We start from the raw sequence: 19209 nt of genomic DNA on the forward strand, positions 1-19209 counted from the left end.
GGAGAATTTATATGCAGCAATTGATTTTGAAGGAGTTTTTCTTGCAGAAGAAGATGTTTCTTTTATATTTTTTAATACCTATTTTCTCTGTTTTTAGGAATCCAGTCCAACCCATGGGGATTGCAATAGGATTATTTATAACATGCAGTACGATCATATATATTTCTTTTTATTATGAAGAGAAAAGTAAAACAGAAAAAATATTAGTGAGTTTGCCTATAACGAGAACAGAGATAGTTATAGCTAAATATATTGCAAGTTCATTATTTATTATGGCTGGTTTGAGTACAACTTTTATAGTCATAATATTAGGAAATATTCTATTGAACAGAGATATAGTTATGCCTGGATATGCAGTATTTTCAGCAATAGTAGCAACTTTGATTTATTGTGCAGTAACGATACCGACTAATTACATTGGGGGATATAAAGTTATTACTGTCTTGAATTTGATTATGCTTTTTCCTTTAATGGGTATGATTGGCCTTATGTGCAATATTTTTGGTGATAAAACAATTATGTTAAAAGTACTTCACTCTCAAGAGGCTACACAAGCAATGGGTGTTCTTGGTATCGGAGTATTAGTGAGTATATTCGTATCAATGTTCCTCTCAATGAAAATGTTTCAGGAGGCAGAGTTATAGAAGGGACATTTTCATATTAGGGGGTGTAATACATGATCAAGCAACTAATTTTAAAAGATTTCATCATTCAATGGAAATTTTCAATTTGGTACATACTGTATCCTGTTTTCTTTTATATGGCCTTAACAGATACGGAAAATTTATTCATCATTATGTCAGTAATTATTACAATTGGGGCAACAGTAAAAACATTTGAAGCAGATAGTAAAAATGAGAGTGAAGTTATAGTAAATAGTTTACCAATATTGAGAAAACAAATTGTGTATGCGAAATATATAGTAGCAATTATTATTCTTTCTATAAGTGTAACGGTCGGTTGTTTCACGATGGGAATGAAGAGCGAGGTTAACTTATTTGAATTTATTGAAACGACAATAGTTGCTAGTATTAGCTTTATTTTAGTGTATTTAAGCTTTGTATTACCAATATCCTTTTGGCTAGGGTATAAGAAAACTATTTTTATTACGATAGTAATATTCATGGCACCGATAGTTGTTTTAGAAGTTTTGTTTCAAATCAACTTGGAACAAATTCAATTATATAATACCTTGTTATTCATTGGTTCAATATGCATGTTCATAGCATCTATCTTCGTTTCAGTAAAAATATATGAAAAAAGAGAATTTTAAAAGGTGCCTTAAAAAAGGCACCTTCTTCAATAACGACAATACGAGAGCAGTAGTTTATAAAAAGAAACGCTATTTGGTACATCTTTCGGAGTATGTAATATAAAGCTGAAAACGATGATGAGAATAAGAAATAGGAAAAATAAAAATAGGATTTGCTTATGTATAGAATTTTGCATATTATTCACTCCTTTTTTAGGTAGTATGTCCAAAAGAAAGGAGTGTATGAAAAATTTTAGGAGGGGAGAATGATGAACAAAAGAAAATGGTTATATAGAATAGGGGTACTTTTCGTTTCAATCGGTCTCATATTAGCAAATTTTTATTCAGACATACCATCACCGTTTCCTAATTTGCATAAAGGAATTGGTATAAGTATTGTCATAGTTGGTCTTCTTTGTCTTATTGCATCTAACTTTTATAGAAAATCTGAATGAATGAAAAAAAGGACAGTTACTCTTTTTCAGAAGTACTGTCCTTTTTAAATAACTTATTCCATAGCTTGGCGATACTCCATATAATGACGATTGCAATGGAGGTAATGATGGACCAAACGATTGATATCATTTCAAGTGTCATGTTAGGAAGGAATGTGAGAATGGATAATACTTTATGAAACAATGATTCTATTATATGAAAACTGATTTGTAATAGAATGACAATCCCGAGTGTAATCCATGCTAACAGTTGCTTCCCTTTTTCTTTCCACATGACATTCACCTCACGTTAGCTTAATAGTTTTAAGCCAACAGCGCCGCATAAAATGCAGCTTAAGAAAGCAAGACGACGCCAATCCGCTGATTCTCGGAAAATGAGAATGCCTAGAAGTGCACTTCCAGCAGTTCCGATTCCAGTCCAAATCGCGTAAGCAGTTCCCATCGGTAATGTGTTCATCGCAAGAGATAAGAAGAAGAAGCTTACGCCGAAGTTAGCGATTAAAATAACTTTTGGTGCCCAGCCTTTCTTTTCAGTGGCTACTTTCATAAAGAGTACACCAATAATTTCACAAATACCAGCTAGAATTAAAAATAACCAAGCCATTTTATGCGGCCTCCTTCGCGTCTTTTTCTTCTGTTACTCGTTTTAAACCAATTACTCCGAAGAAGATTAAACCGATTAATAAAACTTTTACGATAGAGAAAGGTTCTCCGAAGATGAAAATCTCTGTAAGAACGATTCCACCAGCTCCAATTCCTGTGAAGACTGCGTATACAGTGCCGACAGGTAAATCTTTATAAGCTCTAAATAATAAGACGAAACTAATTGTAATTAATAGAGCGACACCAGCCCATTCAAGTGGTGCCTCTGCTTTTTTTAGTCCAATCACCCAAAAGATTTCAATAATACCAGCGATGATTACATAAATCCATGCCATATGTCATTTCTCCTTCCTACCAGTCGTTAGGTAAAGGGCTTAAAAACGACGCATTGCAAAGGAGCAATCCGTCAGTTTGAAAGTCCGCGCCAAAATACTTTCCAAGAAGCGTCTAAACGTGTCTCAAAACGATTTAAACCTGCGTATAGTAGTTCAACCATAAGACCGTCGAGTAAGCATAGAAAAGCCTCTAAGGCGTCTTTTACTTCAATGTTATGCAGCTCATCTTGTTCGCTTGCTCTTTTAAATACAGGGAATAAAAGTTTTCCGACGTTTTCAATGTGTACATTTGCTTTATTAATAATTTGTTCGCGAAATGCATCAGGCGGAAAATAAGAAGTTCGTAACCAAAACATTGATTCTTCACTTTCACCAAAGCGTTTTGCATAGCCTTTTAATAATTTTAAAAGCAATTCTTCAGTAGACGAATTGGAAAAGCTTTCAATATCGCCTGTGAAGCTCTGCAAATCTTTTTGGAGAGCAGATTCTAAGCATATGAAATATAGCTCTTCTTTTCCTTTAAAGTGTGCGTAAATCGATGGTTTTTTAATCCCAACTTCTTGAGCAATATTTGCCAATGAAGTTCCTTCATAGCCGTAGCGTGCGAAATGAGAAAGTGCTACAGCTTTAATGCGGTTTGCTGTCATTTTCATCCCCTACCTACCGTTCGTTAGGTTCATTATATGAGATAAAAAATATAATGTCAATAGGTGAAGAGCTGAAAAAGAGCGTTATAGGTAACGCTCTTTTTAGACAGTCTCTCGCTCAATTAAATGGAATGAAAGTTCTTTTGCACTGCCGACAATTTGCTCGCTTTGGATCTGCTTATGGAATAAAGAAAAAGCATGTGAGCCCATTGCGAGACCGGGATGTTCAATTGTGGAAATTTCTAATGCCTTTGAAATTTCATGATTATCAAATCCAAGGATAGCAAGGTCTTCAGGTACTCGAATACCATGTTTTCGAGCCTCTGTTAATAAACCAGCTGCAACTTGATCGTTCGCTGTAAAAATAGCAGTTGGACGATTTTTCATATTTAAAATACGATGGAGTATTTGTGCTCCGTCCTGCATTGTATAGCATTGGTGGAAAATCCATTCAGGATGCAACGTTTTCCCTTCGTTACGAAGGGTATCGGCGAACGCTTTTTCGCGCTCCATGGAATTTACACTTGTTTTTCTTGCTAAACAAATTCCGATTTTTTCATGGCCTTTACTTAGTAAATAGGCAGTACCGAGACGGAAACCTTCATAATGATCTACGTAGATGGATGAAATGAGGGGGTGCTTCATTTTTTCACATGAAATAATAGGGGCAAATTTTGCGAAAGGTTCGATTTGTTCCCAAGAGCTCGTTCGGGAGCAAATAATCATCCCATCAAATTGTTTCATTTTCATCATTTCAAGAACACGAATTTCTTCAAGGCTATCGTAATTTGTTTGGCATAAATTAATGTGATATCCAGCTAATAATGCTTCGTTACCGATTCCTTCAATAATGGTACTGAAGTAGGGGAGGTTAATGAAAGGAAGCATAACGCCAATTGTATATGTTTTCCCTCTTATTAAATGGACAGCATTTATATTTTTTGCGTAGTTTAATTCTTCAACAGCGTCTAGAACACGCTTACGCTTTTCTTCTTTTACGTAAGGGTGATTATTCAGAACACGAGAAACAGTTGATATCGATACACCAGCAGTTTTAGCAATTTGTTTTATATTGGCCATATGTATCACCTCTTTCCCTTATTATAAAGGGAAAATAATAAGAAAGAAAAAATCTTGACCTGAAAAGCTTTTCACAAACTATGGTATTAATAAGACTTCTTTTTATTCGCGTAACCTTTTCACTTGGGCGTAAGAATGATAGGGGTCTTTTTTGTTTGCAAAAAGTGTTGTCAAAATGTGTGAGAATAACGTGGAAAGTTTTCAAAGGTGGAGTTTGATGACAAAGCGAATATGAAGAGCATATCAACGCTTCGTTCGTTAAGAGAGCGGTATGAAAGGGCGGAAACAAATTGAAAAAAGGAATCATTTGTTTCGTGTTTTCTAGTTTTGTACTTAGTTCGTGTTCGTTTCAGCAAACGATGCAAGAAGAAAAACACTTTGTGGGAACAACAGGAGGAGCTATGGATCGTGTTACGGATCCTATTCCGCTAAAGGAACTTCCAAAATATTTTCCGGTGAAGTTTAAAGTTCCAACGTTTTTACCGTACGACATTACAAGTGATGTGAAGGGTGAAGTAAGAACGCTTGGGAAAAAGAACGCAGTCTTAACGATTAAATATAAACAGAAGGAGCCAGGTAGAAATGAGTATATTGAGTTAAATGTCGCGAACTTTCCTTATAGTTTTCCGGATCTTATGGAAGAGAAGCGATTTCAAGAACAAATGAAACTGAATAATGGAACGTCTGCTTATTTTAAAAATAAAGATGATTATGAACGTGGTGACGAATTTGCTACGCTTATATGGAAAGAGAAAGGAATTGAATATCAGCTGCTGTATCGGAATGTAGAAGAGAACGATGAAAAGGTAATCAAGCAGAATTTATTATACATTGCGAATAAGATGAAATGAAAAAACTAGCTGATTTATTCAGCTAGTTTTTTGTATGTTATTATTTCTTTTTAATTTTGCCTGTCCAAGATTTAAATCCACCTTGTAATTGGTAGAAATCTTTGTAGCCTTGTTTTTTTAAGTATTGCGCTGCACGACCTGTACGGAATCCGCTTTGGCAATATAAGTAAACAGGTTGATCTTGACGAAGTTCTTTATGGCGAAGGCGAATTTGTGATAACGGAATGTTACGTGCACCTAAAATATGCCCTGCGTTATATTCGTCTGCTTCACGAATATCGATAAGCTGTGCTTTACGGTAGCCAGCGCGAAATTCTTCTTCTGTAAGAGTTTTAATTAATTTTTTCTGATAGAAGTACATCCATACAGTGTAGCCGATAAATGCTACGATTACGGCTAATAAAATAATCCAAGTTGTTGACACGATTCTATCGCTCCCTTTTTTCTTATCCTACTTTCAATATTATAATGCCCATATGTATTTATGCAACAGATTCATTTGCATATAAGAAGAAATTTCGTATTCTTTCACAAATTTTGTCGAATTTGGTAGACTAGAGAATGTGAAAAATAATTGGTTATATGAGGTGCAGGATGGGAAAAGAAAAATGGTGTTATATTAACTCTGGTCAATGTTCACCGGCATTTAATATGGCGTTAGATGAATGTTTGTTAAATTGGCAAAGTGAAAAGAAAATGCCACCAACAATTCGTTTTTATGAATGGGAAGTACCAACATTAACAGTTGGATATTTTCAACGTGTTGAGAAAGATATTAATATGGATGTAGTTAACGAAAAAAAATATGGATTCGTTCGTCGTCAAACAGGCGGCAGGGGTGTACTACATGACAAAGAGTTAACGTATAGTGTTATTGTGTCTGAAGATCATCCGAATATGCCGAAAACAGTTACAGAAGCATATCGTGTTATTTCGCAAGGCTTATTAGATGGTTTTAAGGCATTAGGGTTAGAAGCATATTATGCAGTTCCAAAAACAGAAGCAGATCGTGAAAATTTGAAAAATCCACGTTCAGGTGTATGTTTTGATGCACCATCTTGGTATGAAATTGTAGTGGAAGGAAGAAAAATTGCTGGTAGTGCTCAAACACGTCAAAAAGGTGTTATTTTACAGCATGGATCGATTCCATTAGAAATTGATTTAGATGAACTATATGATCTATTTTTATTCCCAAATGAACGTGTGAAGGAACGTATGAAGAGTATGTTCTCTTCTAAAGCAGTAGCAATTAATGAATTAACAGACCGTACATTTACGATAGAACAGTTAATTAAAGCGTTTGAAGTTGGCTTTGAAAAAGGATTGGATGTAGAACTTGTTCCATATGAATTAACAGAACAACAGTTACATGAAGTTCAAACGTTAGCGAAAGAAAAGTATGAAAGTAATGAGTGGAATTATAAAAAATAAGAGATGGCAATTGCCACCTCTTATTTTTTTATAGTAAATTAAGTACTTTTTCTACTTTGATTCCTTTATCTTGTAAAGAACGAAGGCGACTTACAACGTCCATAATTTCTTTGTCAAATGTAACGCTAATACCTTGGCTTTGTAGTTCTTCTTTTAAGCTTTCAATAGAATCATCTATGTCGATGCCAAGCTCGTAATCTTGACAAACTTCAATTGTCTTTTTCACGAGTTTAACATAATTTTCTTGTAGTTTTGAATTTGTTTCAGTCAAAGCAGGCTGCTTCGGTTTTGCAGGAGCAACCGGTGCTGTCTCTTGCTTTGTAACTGGAGTAGGGACTGCTTTTTTCACAGGCGCTGGAGTAGCTAGTTCTACAGCTGCTTCTACGCTTACTGGCTTAGGTGTCGGTACCGGAGTAGGCTTAGGTGCCATAGCAGGTGTTTCCGCACGCGTAACAGGCTTAGGAGCAGGTGTAATTGCTTTTGGAGCTTCTACAACTACTTCTTTTTTCGGTGCTGCTTCTACCTGTGTTTCTTCTTGCTCGGCAGCTTCTTTATTTTCTTTACTCCACATAACGCGTTCAATTTCTAGAGAAACATTGTTTTTGTTCATCGCTGTTAATGTAACTTTACCAACTTCAGCGTTTCCAGTGAAATCAACAATTTTATAAATAACACTCTTGTTCCAATCCACGTTTCCGCTCAAAAATAATTCTTCGTTACATTTCGGCGTTAAGCCCTCGATTTTAATTTCTGCGTTTACACCGTTTTCACTATATACCATAATTAGCGAAGCATTTACATCTTCGTCTGCTAACATTAGTTCACGTACCATTTTGCCGGTGCGTACTTGCGTTTTCTTCTTAACTGACATCTAATTTCTCCTCTCAAAAATTCAGTAATAATAAAAAAATCGTATAACGAAAAATAATTGCTCACGAAGATTTATGATACCGATAATAAAAGCATCACGTCAACAATTAACTTTAATTATTTTGCATTTTTCTTATTTTCTTTATGAAATTTTTCAATTTGTAAAATTAGACAGAAGAAAAAACAGCCTTTTGAAGGGCTGTTAAAAATTTGATTTTTTATATAAAAATTTGTACAAAATATAAAAAGAAAGTGTAATAAGAGAACCTTGCAAAATAGACAAATTATAAAATAAGTATGATTGTGTTTTGAAAAATACGTTTGCAAAAACTGATAAGACAAAAGGTATAAATACTGATAATAAGAGGAGTGCTTTTTGTTTCCAGGAAACTAATATCGTAAAAGAGAAACGTCTAAATAAAGAAAAAGTTATAAAAGCACCAATTGTTAAAACGATAGCAGATAATATTGTTCCAGGAATACTAAATGGAATTCCTGAAGTGTTTGTACTTGAAAATAGTTTTTGCATAAGAGTAGTGAATGTATCGTATCCAATTTGAACAGCTAATAATAAACTAACCGCAAACCCAATAACGGCAGCTTGTTGGAAAGAATTTTGATGTTCCGAAGAGTTAATTAATTCATCGCAGTAAGCTTTTAAATCCTCTCCGAAAATGTCATGTGCAGTTTTACCGTCTTCTTGCGCTTCTAAAAGATGATCCAATATTTCTAAAAGTAATTCTTCCATTTGTTTTTGTGGAACGCTAGTAAGGCGTAAATAAATAAGCATATCACCATAAGCAGCTTCGTTTTCAGCTGTTAATAACTCCCTCTTTTCATTGTTTAATTTAACCATTTCTTTTTCAGTCATCATATCGTTACTCCTTTTTAAAGTCTAAATATTCTTTTTTGTAGAAGAGTTTATATAGTGCATAGCAAGAGATGGCTAGTAAAGCGCCAATCCAAGGTGAGATTTGTAATGTAGTATAGGGCTGTTTCATAAAGAAAAAGGAAATACCGATTAATAGTATCCATAGGCTATGGCGTATGAAAAATTCTCCAAGTTGCCTCCAAATAGTTGTTTTATTTTTAAATAAATCAGTGTTAATAAAATCGAAAACAAAACGTATCATAAGATGTACGGACAAGATAAATGCAATCAGATAAATGAAATCAATGTGTACAAATTTAAAACGTGCTTCATTTGAAAATAAGGGAAATATCAATGCAATTACGGAAGAAACAGCAAAATATATTGCTAACAGGTAACTAGTTATAAATAAAGGAATCGATAATTGTTCCCATAAACTTTGTGTCGGTAGGGCAGCAATTAGTTCGTCACAGTATGCCTGTAAGTCGTCGCCAAAAATATCATAAGCACTTTTTTCTTCTTGCTGGGCTTCGATAAGGTGATCGAGAATTTCGATTAGCAGTTCTTCCGTGTGGTATTCTGGTACTTTAGCTAAGCGAATGTATATTAACATGTCACTATAGGCGGTTTCATTTTCTGTAGTTAATAATTTACGCTTTTCGTTATTTAGTTCGATTAAATCTTTCGCCTTCATCCCTATCACTCCCCCTGTAATAAGTTATTTACCGTAGTAGAAACCATTCCCCAGCTTTTTTTAAATTCTTCAAGTTGTTCTACCCCTTTATCGGTTACGTGATAATATTTTCGCTTCGGACCGAGTGAGGAAGCTTTTAATGTTCCTTCAATCAATTTTTCTTTTTGCATACGTAATAATAACGGATATATGCTTCCTTCGCTTACGAATGTAAAGCCGTGTTTATTTAATTTTGTGCTCAGTTCATATCCGTAAACTTCTTCTTGTGAAATGATGTATAGGATGCAACCTTCTAGTACACCTTTTAACATTTGACTGTGCATGATTTCACCACCTTTCATCTAGGTAACTTGCGGTGCAAGGTAGTTGTTATCCAAATTATAACATTCAGTAACTTGCAACGCAAGTTACTGAAGTGGAAAACTTTAATGAGTGTTAATTTTTCAATGTTTCCCATACTAACGAGAGGAGGGAAGCGTATGAAACCATTTATGCCAAAACTCGTTTACTTTGAACCAAAGGCACTTGAATATCCACTTGGAAAAGAGCTTTATGAGAAGTTTACGAAGATGGGATTAGAAATTCATGAAACAACATCACATAATCAAATTAGAAATTTGCCAGGAGAAAATGATTTGCAAAAGTATCGTAATGCAAAGGCTACACTTGTCGTTGGGGTGAGGAAAACGCTAAAGTTTGATACGTCAAAACCGTCAGCTGAATATGCAATTCCGCTCGCAACAGGGTGTATGGGACATTGTCATTATTGCTATTTGCAAACGACACTTGGGAGTAAGCCTTACGTTCGTGTGTATGTCAATCTTGATGAAATATTTGAGAAGGCAAAGCAATATATGGATGAAAGGGCACCTGAAATAACAAGATTTGAAGCAGCGTGTACATCAGATATCGTTGGGATTGATCATTTAACACATGCATTAAAGCGAGCGATTGAATTCATTGGAGAAAGTGAATATGGGCGCTTACGTTTCGTCACGAAATATTCGCACGTTGATCATTTATTAGATGCAAAGCATAATGGGAAAACTCGTTTCAGGTTTAGTATAAATTCACGATATGTAATTAAAAATTTTGAACCAGGGACATCGCCATTTGAGGAGCGAATTGAGGCGGCACGTAAAGTAGCAGGTGCAGGTTATCCACTTGGTTTTATAGTCGCGCCACTTTATATGCATGAAGGATGGGAAGAAGGATATCGTGAACTATTTGAGCGACTGTACAATGCGCTGAAAGATATGACGATACCAAATTTAACGTTTGAATTAATTCAGCATCGTTTTACGAAACCAGCGAAAAAGGTTATTCAAGAGCGTTATCCAAATACGAAGCTTGAAATGGATGAAGAGAAGCGAAAGTATAAATGGGGACGATATGGAATTGGGAAATATGTATATAAAAAAGATGATGCAGAAGTATTGGAGGAAACGATTCGAGGATATATTCATCACTTTTTTCCTGACGCAGAAATTCAATATTTTACATGAAAGGAACTTGTATTTGAATACAGGTTCTTTTCACTTTTGCAGATTTAGGCTCGTTTCCACCTTGTCACGTTATTCTTTCTGGTGTATCATTTTATTGATTGCTTCGTACGGAATAAGCAAAATGAAATTGGATGGAGGAAACCGATGCCTACCCCTAGTATGGAAGATTATATTGAACAAATTTATTTGTTGATTGATGAAAAGGGTTATGCCCGTGTATCTGATATTGCTGAAGCGCTTAGTGTACATCCATCCTCTGTAACAAAAATGGTACAAAAATTAGACAAAGACGAATATCTAATTTATGAAAAATATAGAGGGCTTGTATTAACATCAAAAGGTAAAAAAATCGGGGAACGTCTCGTATATCGACATGAATTGTTAGAACAGTTTATGCGCATTATCGGTGTGGATGAAAGCAAAATTTATAATGATGTAGAAGGAATTGAACATCATTTAAGTTGGGAATCAATTGACCGTATCGGTGATTTAGTACAATACTTTGAACAAGATGAGGTTCGAGTGGAAACACTTCGTGGTGTTCAAAAAGCAAATGAAGAGAAAAGTAATTAAGGGGAACGGATGGCGTTTCCTTTTTTATTTCAATTCGAAAAGGATGGGAGAATTATGAAAGCAATTATTTTTGATTTTGATGGATTAATTGTGGACACAGAAACGATATGGTTTCACTCTTTCAGAGATGTTGTTCGTGAATACGGCGGGGAACTACCTTTAGAGGAATTTGCGAAATGCATTGGAACAACAGATGAGGTACTTTATGCATATTTAAATGATCAATTAAAAGAGAAGTTTAACAAAAGTGTATTAAAAGAAAAAGTGGCAACTTTACATAAAGAGAAAATGAAAATACCAGAAGCTCGTGACGGGGTAAAAGAATATTTAGAAGAAGCGAAAGAAATGGGATTAAAAATCGCACTAGCTTCTAGTTCGTCTAGAGAATGGGTTATTCATTTTTTAGAAGAGCTACAGATTCGAGAATATTTTGAAGTAATTAAAACGAGAGAAGATGTTGAGAAGGTAAAACCAGATCCAGCTCTTTATCGAGTTGCAATAGAAGAATTAGGAATTAAGCCATCTGAAGCTGTTGTATTTGAAGATTCATTAAATGGATTGAGAGCAGCAGTTGCAGCGGGATTAACATGCGTTGTTGTACCTAATGATGTGACACGGAATTTATTATTTGAAAATCATCATCTTCGAATTGAAAGTATGAGAGAGAAAAGTTTAAAAGAAGTGCTTCAAAGTATAAAAAAAGACCGTATTTCCTAAAAGGAAGCACGGTCTTTCTTTTTGCTTTTTTTGCCTTCAATGACAGTTAAATGAGACTGTTTTCTTTTTCGTTTCAAAGTGGAAGAATTCCCTTTTTTACTTTTGTCATTAGAAGTATTTGACTTAAGGAAAGAATTGCCTAGGGGTGCTACATTTTGTTTCCCATGTTTGCGGTTCGATTGTTTTGCCGCACGCTTATATGAGCTTTGCGAATTTGCAGAACCACTGGAATTTGTAAACATCTTGTATAGCAAGTAAAAGATACCGACAACAAGTAACATGTACCCGATATTTCTTAATACACCCATGGGATTTGTAATAACAGATGAAACAAGGCCGAATATTGCCAATCCAATAATAAGCACAAATATAGCGAAAGTAAACGAACGACCGTTCATAAGGGACACCTCCTAAAAACGTATATTAAAATTAGTATATTAACGATGAGGAAAGGAGTTGAACACCATTTTTAAATAATTATTGTTTGTTCTCTAAACGTAATAATTCTTCAAACGATGCAATTGCTACTTCCACTTGGTCATCTGTTGGTTCTTTCGTTGTTAATAGTTGTAGCCATAACCCAGGATATCCAAGTACGCGTAATACGGGAATATCTCTTAATCGATTTGTAAATTGCAATACTTCAAAAGAAATACCAAGTACAACTGGAATTAATAAAATTCGGTTTATAACTCGTGCCCAAAGAGGATCTGTAGGGACTAGGAAATAAACGAACATTCCAATAATGACTGTAAATATAATAAAGCTACTGCCGCATCTATAATGGAGGCGAGTTTGCTTTTGAACGTTTTCTACAGTCAGAGGAAGGTTATTCTCATAAGCATTGATTACCTTATGCTCTGCACCGTGATACTGAAATACCCGCTTAATAAGTGGGGTTAAAGAAATAAAGTATATATAGCTCAATAATAGCATGAGCTTAATGACACTTTCGACAATGATTTGCCCAGTATGAGATGGGAAAATCGGTCTCGTTAATTCAGCTAATAGTGCAGGAACTGCTGTGAAGATGACTTTACCGAATATGAAAGATAAAACGCCAACAGCTGCAACTCCTAATACCATCGTTAATTTTGATTGTTCTTCTTTTTTATTTGCAATTTGTTCATCATCTTCTGGGTGGACGTCAAATCGTTCTGAAGCGAAGTTTAAATGCTTTGCTCCATTCGCACTTGCATCCACAATAGCGGCAATACCTCGTAAAAATGGAATTTTTTTTAGGATAGATAATATTTTATTACGAACGCGTGGTAATCGATAAAATTCAATCGATTTATCTTTACGACGAACCGCTGTAACAGTATATTCTCTACCGCCAAACATAACTCCTTCAATGACCGCTTGCCCGCCATATATTTGTTTTGACTCTTCTGCCATGTTAACACCAACCTGTATTTGTTTCTCTCTTATGTAGAAAAAGAGGCAATTGTCATACTGGGTTCTGTCGTTTTGAAATAAGACAATCACCGAGTTTCCTTTATTTTATCGGCAAATACAAGTAGATGACAAGGGAAAATGTTATGAGAGTCGGACATTTCTTATTCTTTTTATAGACAAATTTCGCAGGATTTAAACATGCTTCAAAATAGTTTCGGGCATACTATTGAGCGGAGGTGTCGATGTGAGTCAAGAACAATTAGGAACAAGGAATTTTGTACAAATCGGTTTGTTTGGTGGAATCTTTTGGGGCGGGATATGGTATTTCCTTCATATATTTTCATTCACGGAGGCGGGACCGAATTATTTCCTTTTACCATTTGCGTTTGGAAGTTGGAAAGAAGGTGTATGGGGGAATGTGTCAGGAATAGTTTGTATGGGACTTCTTTCAATTTTGATTGCCTTTTTGTATAAAGCATTTTTTGCGAAGTTTGAGGGGATTATTGCGGGAATTATTTATGGATTATTTTGGTGGGCATTACTGTTTTTGGGGATGGGTTTAATGGCTCCTGTTATTAAAAGTGCGCTCCATTTACCAAAAGAGACAATTGTAACGACAATATGTATTTTTATATTGTATGGTGTGTTTATAGCATATTCTGTTTCTTACGCAGTAAATAGCAATAAAGTAGAACAAGAAGGGCGAGAGAAGACGAACTATTCAAATAAGTAACTCCTATGTTAAAATATTGTATAGATATTTAATATTAAGGAGTTTTAAGAATATGAAAAAGTTACTCCTCGTAAACGGGCCTAACCTAAATCGCCTCGGTGTTCGTGAGGTAAATGTATATGGAAAGGGCACGCTAGCGACACTTGAAGCAGATATGAAGCAAGAAGCGGAAACAATGGGAGTGGAGTTAGAATGTTTCCAATCGAATCATGAAGGTGCCATTATCGACATTATTCATGAAGCGGAAGATATATATGAAGGGATCATTTTAAATCCGGGAGCATTTACGCATTATAGCTATGCGATTCGTGATGCCATTGCGAGCATTTCGATTCCTGTTATTGAAGTACATATTTCTAACATTCATCAGCGTGAATCGTTTCGTCACGAATCTGTGACGGCAGCTGTTTGTGCAGGACAAATTGTTGGATTTGGTTTTTATGGCTATAAGTTAGCGTTATTTGCATTAATGGAGAAATTGAGGGAGGCATAAAGTAATGGAGAAAATTGAAAGATTACGAAGTGCATTTGGTGAGGCTGGCATTGACGGTATTTTGTTAACAAATGAACATAGTCGTAGATATATGGCTAACTTCACAGGAACAGCAGGTGTAGTTCTTATTTCAAAAGATCGTGCTCAATTTATTACAGATTTCCGTTACGTCGAGCAGGCAAGTAAACAAGCGGTTGGATATGAGATTGTACAGCACGCAGGATTAATCATTGATGAAGTGGCAAAGCAAGTGAAAGAGCTTGGAATTCAAAAGCTTGGTTTTGAGCAAGATACTCTTACATATAGTTCTTATTCAGCGCATAAGGAAGCGATTGATGCTGAATTTATCCCAACTTCTGGACTTGTAGAAAAGTTACGCTTGATAAAGACTGATTCAGAGATTAAGATATTAAAGGAAGCTGCACAGATTGCAGATGCTGCCTTTGAGCATATTCTATCATTCATTCGCCCGGGAGTATCTGAAATTGAAGTGTCAAATGAACTTGAATTTTTCATGAGAAAACAAGGAGCAACATCTTCTTCGTTTGATATTATCGTTGCTTCAGGTCTTCGTTCGGCATTACCGCACGGCGTGGCATCTGAAAAAGTGATAGAAACAGGAGATTTCGTTACATTAGACTTCGGCGCTTATTACAAAGGGTATTGCTCTGATATTACTCGTACGATTGCAGTCGGTGAACCATCTGATAAATTAAAAGAAATTTATAATATCGTTTTAGAAGCACAACTACGTGGTGTGAACGGTATTAAAGCTGGTTTAACAGGTCGCGAGGCTGATGCGCTAACGCGTGATTACATAACGGAAAAAGGATATGGTGAATACTTTGGACACTCTACTGGTCATGGAATAGGTCTTGAAATCCATGAAGCGCCAGGTTTAGCGTTCCGTTCTGATACAGTACTTGAACCCGGTATGGCTGTAACAGTAGAACCAGGTATTTATATTCCAGGTATTGGCGGCGTACGTATTGAAGATGATATCATTGTGACAAGTGAAGGTAATGAAGTAATTACGAAATCACCAAAAGAACTTATTATTTTGTAATACACAGGAGGATTTTTTTACATGATTTCAGTAAACGATTTTCGTACAGGTTTAACAATTTCAGTGGACAATGCCCTTTGGCAAGTACTTGATTTCCAACACGTAAAGCCAGGTAAAGGTGCTGCATTCGTTCGTTCTAAACTACGTAACATTCGCACAGGATCTGTTCAGGAGAAAACATTCCGTGCAGGTGAGAAAGTAGAAAAAGCACACATCGAAAACCGTCGTATGCAATACTTATACGCAAGTGGTGAGGCTCACGTATTTATGGATAACGGAACTTATGAGCAAATCGAGCTTGGTGAAAAACAAATCGAGCGCGAGCTTAAATTCCTAAAAGAAAACATGGAAGTAGCAATCATGACTTACCAAGGTGAAGTACTTGGTGTTGAACTTCCAAACACAGTTGAATTACAAGTTACAGAAACAGAGCCTGGTATTAAAGGTGATACTGCTTCTAACGTAACAAAACCAGCTACATTAGAAACTGGTCTTGTTGTACAGGTACCAATCTTCATTAACGAAGGCGAAATGCTTATCATCAACACTGGTGAAGGTAAATACGTTTCTCGTGCATAGTAGAAAAGCACTCGTGATAATTCACGAGTGCTTTTTTTATAGGAAATAGGGTAGATAGTAAATAGCTGTTACAATAAAACTGAAAGCTGTAAGACTAGCAGCACCTACTGTGTAAGGGCTCCATGTCATACGAAAAGGTTTTACTTCACCTGTTTTATATATAGTGTGATCAATGTTGGCATTTTGGTTTATATTTAAAGCAATGAGCCAAATTGTACCAAATATCCCTAAACTACCAAGGAAAAAGGTCTCTATAAATGACCAACCGACCAATAAGGAAAAAAGATAAATAAGAGCTAATTCTACTACAACGGTTAAACTAATTTTCAATGTCTTCATATTTTTCCCCCTCACTCTGTAATTTCAACCAGTTTAAAAAATTTTCACGTGACACGACATGCAAAGAGCAAGTTGACTTTACTTCTTTCTCTAGTGCAGCGTGTTCGTCTGGAAACTTGTTTTCCACATGCAATGAAATATAAGGTAGTTTTTCTTGTGCTTTTAACGAGCGGGTATTATTCGTTTTAGCACCAGCAAATACGTAGGAAAGTTGTAAGTCTAAAAAGGCGATTTTAAAGATTTCTTTTTTAGCAGCCTCGTTATAGCCTTTTCCCCAGTACGGATAGCCGAGCCAACTACCAATGTGAGATTGCTTCTTCTCATCATTAATATGTTTAAGTGTGGTGAGGCCAATTATTTCATTCTCGATAAGGATTTCTTTTGATGTTCTTCTTCTATTGCGAAAAGAAGAAATGCTTTTGTGTCTTCGATGTTTTCTACCGTTATCCCTAATGCATTTTTTATATGTGGATCACTTGATAGCTCGAAAATCACATTTGTATAGCGTAAATCGAGTGGTAATAAAGTAACGTGCTACATGGTTTATACACCTTTTAAACTAAATGTACCATAATATACCGTAAAATAATATGAATATTCAGATTCTAATTCGGGCTTTAGAGAAAAATTATGTTTTTACTTCTGAAATAGACAACCTCTGCATATGGTTGTACAAATATATTCTTTTTAAGAATACGAAGTTAGTAACTGTTACGGGAGAAGGTGGAAGAATGAAACAGTGGCTAGCGGCAATGGAAACATCCGTGCTTGTTATGGGAGCACTTCGATTATTTTCAGGTAGTGCGGAGATATTTGCTGCTTTGCTTATGCTTTATGTGAATGATGCGAAGAAAGCGTTGTTTATAAATGGTATGTTAGCGTTTGTTGGACCTACCGTATTAATTTTAACAATGACAATTGGGATAGCGAGTGTAGCAAGTGAAATTTCTTTCTTGAAGCTCTTTTTTCTAGCGCTTGGAATTTGCTGTATTTTTATCGCATTACTGAAATAGTAAGTCGAGTATAGTGGGGAGAAGCCGATGAAAGAGGTATTAGAAGTTTTACCAAAAACGATGAAGTACTTAATTGAAGAATGTAAGCAATACGATGCTTTAGAGGAAATTCGTGTTCGAATTGGAAGACCGCTAGAGTGTATTGCACACGGAAAGGTGTTTTTTTATGACTATATCACTACTGCAGAGGATGCTATTTACTTATTGAATAAGTTAAGTCAATTCTCAATTTATACGATGGAAGAGGAATTAAAACGTGGGTATGTGACACTTCGCGGGGGGCATAGAATCGGATTAGCGGGAAAAGTCATTACAGAAAAAAGCGCAGTGAAAATGATTCGTGATGTCTCTTCCTTTAATATTCGTATTGCTCGTCAAAAAATAGGGATTGCTGAACCGCTTTTGCCATATTTGTATGAAAAAAGATGGTTAAACACGATGGTAATTGGCCCTCCGCAAACGGGAAAAACGACACTTTTAAGAGATGTAGCTCGTTGCATGAGTCAAGGAGTAAGTGCTTCGGAAATTCCTTCTTGTAAAGTGGGGATCGTTGATGAACGGTCAGAAATTGCTGGCTGTGTGAAAGGGATCCCGCAATATGATTTTGGTACCCGAGTCGATGTGTTAGACGCGTGTCCAAAGGCAGAAGGAATGATGATGATGATTCGTTCTATGAGTCCTGATATTTTGATCGTAGATGAAATTGGCCGTAAAGAAGATAGTGAAGCAATTATGGAGGCAGTGCATGCAGGTGTTCAGCTTTTTATAAGTGCACACGGATTTTCCTATGAGGATGTTGTGAGACGTCCATCGCTAAAGGCAGTGCTAGAGCTTGGTATATTTGATAGGTTTGTGGAGTTGTCAAAAGCGAGGGGTCCAGGAACGGTTATGCAGGTGAAAGATAAATATGGAAAACCAGTGTTATCAAGTAGAAAGGCTGAGGGCGTATGGTGAAAATATTCGGTGCAGTGTTAATCGTTGCGGTCAGCACCTTTTTCGGGTTTTCATACGCTAAAAGATATAGTGAGAGGCCGAGACAACTTAGATTATTAAAATCAGCACTTCAATCATTAGAAGCAGAAATTATGTATGGACACACACCTTTATCTGAGGCTGCCGAGCGATTAGTTAAACAAATGCCAAAGCCATTAAATTGGATATTTCAAAGTTTCGCCAGAAGACTACAAAGCGGGGAACAAACAGTAAGAGAAGCGTGGATAGATAGTTTGAAAGAGAACTGGAAGTTAACCGCATTTCAACAAACTGAGTATGAAATACTGCAGCAATTTGGTGAAACGCTCGGGCAACATGATCGTGAATCACAACAAAAACATATTCGCTTATGTATTACACATTTGGAGAGAGAAGAAGGAGAAGCGAAAGCATTACAACTGCAATATGAAAAAATGATTAAGAGCTTAGGGGTACTAGCAGGGCTACTTATTGTAATTTTACTGCTATAGGGGGGAGAAAGGCGATGTCCATTGATGTTGGATTAATATTTCAAATCGCCGGAATCGGCATTGTTTTAGCTTTCATTCATACTGTACTAAAAGAATTAAAGCGGGAGGATATTGCAAATTGGGTTATCCTTGTCGGTTTTGTCGTCATTTTATTTCATGTTGCATTTTTAATTAACACGCTATTTGACAAGATTAAAAGTGTCTTTCTCTTCCAGTAAAGGAGGCGGTTCGAATCGAAATT

The 19209-nt window shown here is 35.9% G+C and carries 29 protein-coding genes and 1 pseudogene; 16 read left to right on the forward strand and 14 right to left on the reverse strand.

The window, feature by feature from the left end; all coding sequences use genetic code 11:
- Positions 1 to 11: 11 nt before the first annotated feature.
- From BUA87_RS16340 to BUA87_RS16350, 3 genes are all read left to right on the forward strand, one after another.
- On the forward strand, positions 12 to 644 hold the full coding sequence (locus BUA87_RS16340) for an ABC-2 transporter permease (RefSeq protein WP_072940259.1): 633 nt from the start codon (positions 12 to 14) through the stop codon (positions 642 to 644).
- A 32-nt stretch (positions 645 to 676) separates the two neighbouring features.
- Positions 677 to 1273 (forward strand): ABC-2 transporter permease, encoded by a 597-nt coding sequence (locus BUA87_RS16345; RefSeq protein WP_072940262.1) that lies wholly within the window; start codon positions 677 to 679, stop codon positions 1271 to 1273.
- Positions 1274 to 1521: 248 nt separating this feature from the next.
- Entirely contained in the window at positions 1522 to 1707 is a 186-nt protein-coding gene (locus BUA87_RS16350) for a hypothetical protein (RefSeq protein ID WP_042969072.1), read from the forward strand.
- 16 nt (positions 1708 to 1723) lie between these two features.
- On the opposite strand, the gene BUA87_RS16355 is transcribed toward BUA87_RS16350, so the two are convergent.
- From BUA87_RS16355 to BUA87_RS16375, 5 genes are all read right to left on the reverse strand, one after another.
- Positions 1724 to 1981: a DUF3975 family protein gene (locus BUA87_RS16355; RefSeq protein WP_071713566.1), complete on the reverse strand. Its 258-nt coding sequence runs from the start codon at positions 1979 to 1981 to the stop codon at positions 1724 to 1726.
- Positions 1982 to 1996: 15 nt separating this feature from the next.
- Positions 1997 to 2311 (reverse strand): DMT family transporter, encoded by a 315-nt coding sequence (locus BUA87_RS16360; protein ID WP_046956356.1) that lies wholly within the window; start codon positions 2309 to 2311, stop codon positions 1997 to 1999.
- A 1-nt stretch (position 2312) separates the two neighbouring features.
- The gene (locus tag BUA87_RS16365; RefSeq protein WP_071713565.1) at positions 2313 to 2645 is read right to left on the reverse strand and encodes a DMT family transporter; all 333 of its coding nucleotides are present in this window, start codon (positions 2643 to 2645) and stop codon (positions 2313 to 2315) included.
- 71 nt (positions 2646 to 2716) lie between these two features.
- Positions 2717 to 3298 carry a TetR/AcrR family transcriptional regulator gene (locus BUA87_RS16370; RefSeq protein ID WP_002005730.1) on the reverse strand — a complete coding sequence of 194 codons (582 nt, stop codon included), beginning with the start codon at positions 3296 to 3298 and terminating at the stop codon, positions 2717 to 2719.
- 96 nt (positions 3299 to 3394) lie between these two features.
- Positions 3395 to 4372 carry a LacI family DNA-binding transcriptional regulator gene (locus BUA87_RS16375; protein WP_001273986.1) on the reverse strand — a complete coding sequence of 326 codons (978 nt, stop codon included), beginning with the start codon at positions 4370 to 4372 and terminating at the stop codon, positions 3395 to 3397.
- Between the two features lie 314 nt (positions 4373 to 4686).
- On the opposite strand from BUA87_RS16375, the gene BUA87_RS16380 reads away from it, so the two are divergent.
- Positions 4687 to 5223, forward strand: coding sequence for a hypothetical protein (locus tag BUA87_RS16380; protein ID WP_033695179.1), 537 nt, complete (start codon positions 4687 to 4689; stop codon positions 5221 to 5223).
- 40 nt (positions 5224 to 5263) lie between these two features.
- Here BUA87_RS16380 and BUA87_RS16385 read toward each other — a convergent pair whose 3' ends face one another.
- Positions 5264 to 5647 (reverse strand): rhodanese-like domain-containing protein, encoded by a 384-nt coding sequence (locus BUA87_RS16385; protein WP_000108653.1) that lies wholly within the window; start codon positions 5645 to 5647, stop codon positions 5264 to 5266.
- Between the two features lie 170 nt (positions 5648 to 5817).
- On the opposite strand from BUA87_RS16385, the gene BUA87_RS16390 reads away from it, so the two are divergent.
- Complete coding sequence (locus BUA87_RS16390) at positions 5818 to 6654, forward strand: lipoate--protein ligase family protein (RefSeq protein WP_071713563.1); 837 nt, start codon at positions 5818 to 5820, stop codon at positions 6652 to 6654.
- A 28-nt stretch (positions 6655 to 6682) separates the two neighbouring features.
- Here the strand turns inward: BUA87_RS16390 and BUA87_RS16395 are convergent, their stop codons facing one another.
- From BUA87_RS16395 to BUA87_RS16410, 4 genes are all read right to left on the reverse strand, one after another.
- Positions 6683 to 7525: a hypothetical protein gene (locus BUA87_RS16395; RefSeq protein WP_071713562.1), complete on the reverse strand. Its 843-nt coding sequence runs from the start codon at positions 7523 to 7525 to the stop codon at positions 6683 to 6685.
- A 201-nt stretch (positions 7526 to 7726) separates the two neighbouring features.
- Positions 7727 to 8395 carry a DUF1048 domain-containing protein gene (locus BUA87_RS16400; RefSeq protein ID WP_071713561.1) on the reverse strand — a complete coding sequence of 223 codons (669 nt, stop codon included), beginning with the start codon at positions 8393 to 8395 and terminating at the stop codon, positions 7727 to 7729.
- A 7-nt stretch (positions 8396 to 8402) separates the two neighbouring features.
- On the reverse strand, positions 8403 to 9089 hold the full coding sequence (locus tag BUA87_RS16405) for a DUF1129 domain-containing protein (RefSeq protein WP_072940265.1): 687 nt from the start codon (positions 9087 to 9089) through the stop codon (positions 8403 to 8405).
- 5 nt (positions 9090 to 9094) lie between these two features.
- Positions 9095 to 9412 carry a PadR family transcriptional regulator gene (locus tag BUA87_RS16410; RefSeq protein ID WP_071713559.1) on the reverse strand — a complete coding sequence of 106 codons (318 nt, stop codon included), beginning with the start codon at positions 9410 to 9412 and terminating at the stop codon, positions 9095 to 9097.
- Between the two features lie 156 nt (positions 9413 to 9568).
- Here BUA87_RS16410 and splB point away from each other — a divergent pair, with 156 nt between their 5' ends.
- The 3 genes from splB (at position 9569) to BUA87_RS16425 (ending at position 11884) form a co-directional block, all read left to right on the forward strand.
- Positions 9569 to 10594: a spore photoproduct lyase gene (gene splB, locus BUA87_RS16415; protein ID WP_053563666.1), complete on the forward strand. Its 1026-nt coding sequence runs from the start codon at positions 9569 to 9571 to the stop codon at positions 10592 to 10594.
- A gap of 144 nt (positions 10595 to 10738) precedes the next feature.
- Positions 10739 to 11167 (forward strand): transcriptional regulator MntR, encoded by a 429-nt coding sequence (mntR, locus tag BUA87_RS16420; RefSeq protein WP_001143080.1) that lies wholly within the window; start codon positions 10739 to 10741, stop codon positions 11165 to 11167.
- 54 nt (positions 11168 to 11221) lie between these two features.
- Complete coding sequence (locus BUA87_RS16425) at positions 11222 to 11884, forward strand: HAD family hydrolase (protein ID WP_071713606.1); 663 nt, start codon at positions 11222 to 11224, stop codon at positions 11882 to 11884.
- On the opposite strand, the gene BUA87_RS16430 is transcribed toward BUA87_RS16425, so the two are convergent.
- A complete protein-coding gene (locus tag BUA87_RS16430) occupies positions 11881 to 12282 on the reverse strand; it encodes an SA1362 family protein (RefSeq protein ID WP_001014464.1) in 402 nt (133 codons plus the stop codon). The two genes, BUA87_RS16425 and BUA87_RS16430, sit on opposite strands and share 4 nt — an antisense overlap.
- A gap of 79 nt (positions 12283 to 12361) precedes the next feature.
- Positions 12362 to 13282 (reverse strand): DUF1385 domain-containing protein, encoded by a 921-nt coding sequence (locus BUA87_RS16435; RefSeq protein WP_071713558.1) that lies wholly within the window; start codon positions 13280 to 13282, stop codon positions 12362 to 12364.
- Positions 13283 to 13526: 244 nt separating this feature from the next.
- On the opposite strand from BUA87_RS16435, the gene BUA87_RS16440 reads away from it, so the two are divergent.
- From BUA87_RS16440 to efp, 4 genes are read left to right on the forward strand one after another with little or no spacing between them, the layout of a single operon-like run.
- Positions 13527 to 14015 (forward strand): YqhR family membrane protein, encoded by a 489-nt coding sequence (locus tag BUA87_RS16440; RefSeq protein WP_000076886.1) that lies wholly within the window; start codon positions 13527 to 13529, stop codon positions 14013 to 14015.
- Positions 14016 to 14067: 52 nt separating this feature from the next.
- Positions 14068 to 14508 carry a type II 3-dehydroquinate dehydratase gene (gene aroQ / locus BUA87_RS16445; protein ID WP_000735140.1) on the forward strand — a complete coding sequence of 147 codons (441 nt, stop codon included), beginning with the start codon at positions 14068 to 14070 and terminating at the stop codon, positions 14506 to 14508.
- A gap of 4 nt (positions 14509 to 14512) precedes the next feature.
- On the forward strand, positions 14513 to 15574 hold the full coding sequence (gene pepQ / locus BUA87_RS16450; RefSeq protein WP_000411057.1) for a Xaa-Pro dipeptidase: 1062 nt from the start codon (positions 14513 to 14515) through the stop codon (positions 15572 to 15574).
- 21 nt (positions 15575 to 15595) lie between these two features.
- Positions 15596 to 16153, forward strand: a complete 558-nt coding sequence (efp, locus tag BUA87_RS16455; protein WP_000626513.1) for an elongation factor P — start codon at positions 15596 to 15598, stop codon at positions 16151 to 16153.
- Between the two features lie 36 nt (positions 16154 to 16189).
- On the opposite strand, the gene BUA87_RS16460 is transcribed toward efp, so the two are convergent.
- Positions 16190 to 16492: a hypothetical protein gene (locus tag BUA87_RS16460; protein ID WP_000854112.1), complete on the reverse strand. Its 303-nt coding sequence runs from the start codon at positions 16490 to 16492 to the stop codon at positions 16190 to 16192.
- Positions 16473 to 16987, reverse strand: a pseudogene (locus tag BUA87_RS16465) (GNAT family N-acetyltransferase). Before BUA87_RS16465 ends, BUA87_RS16460 begins: the two are co-directional and overlap by 20 nt.
- A gap of 236 nt (positions 16988 to 17223) precedes the next feature.
- Here BUA87_RS16465 and BUA87_RS16470 point away from each other — a divergent pair.
- The 4 genes from BUA87_RS16470 to spoIIIAC are packed head-to-tail and all read left to right on the forward strand — an operon-like array spanning position 17224 to position 19186.
- Positions 17224 to 17505: a YqhV family protein gene (locus tag BUA87_RS16470; protein WP_000816050.1), complete on the forward strand. Its 282-nt coding sequence runs from the start codon at positions 17224 to 17226 to the stop codon at positions 17503 to 17505.
- Positions 17506 to 17532: 27 nt separating this feature from the next.
- Positions 17533 to 18459, forward strand: a complete 927-nt coding sequence (spoIIIAA, locus tag BUA87_RS16475) for a stage III sporulation protein AA (protein ID WP_000665907.1) — start codon at positions 17533 to 17535, stop codon at positions 18457 to 18459.
- The gene (spoIIIAB, locus tag BUA87_RS16480) at positions 18453 to 18968 is read left to right on the forward strand and encodes a stage III sporulation protein SpoIIIAB (protein WP_000238703.1); all 516 of its coding nucleotides are present in this window, start codon (positions 18453 to 18455) and stop codon (positions 18966 to 18968) included. Before spoIIIAA ends, spoIIIAB begins: the two co-directional genes overlap by 7 nt.
- Before the next feature lie 14 nt (positions 18969 to 18982).
- Complete coding sequence (spoIIIAC, locus tag BUA87_RS16485) at positions 18983 to 19186, forward strand: stage III sporulation protein AC (RefSeq protein WP_000020914.1); 204 nt, start codon at positions 18983 to 18985, stop codon at positions 19184 to 19186.
- The last annotated feature ends 23 nt before the right edge of the window (positions 19187 to 19209 follow it).

The sequence above is a fragment of the Bacillus sp. bc15 genome (assembly GCF_900142585.1).
Classification (GTDB): domain Bacteria; phylum Bacillota; class Bacilli; order Bacillales; family Bacillaceae_G; genus Bacillus_A; species Bacillus_A cereus.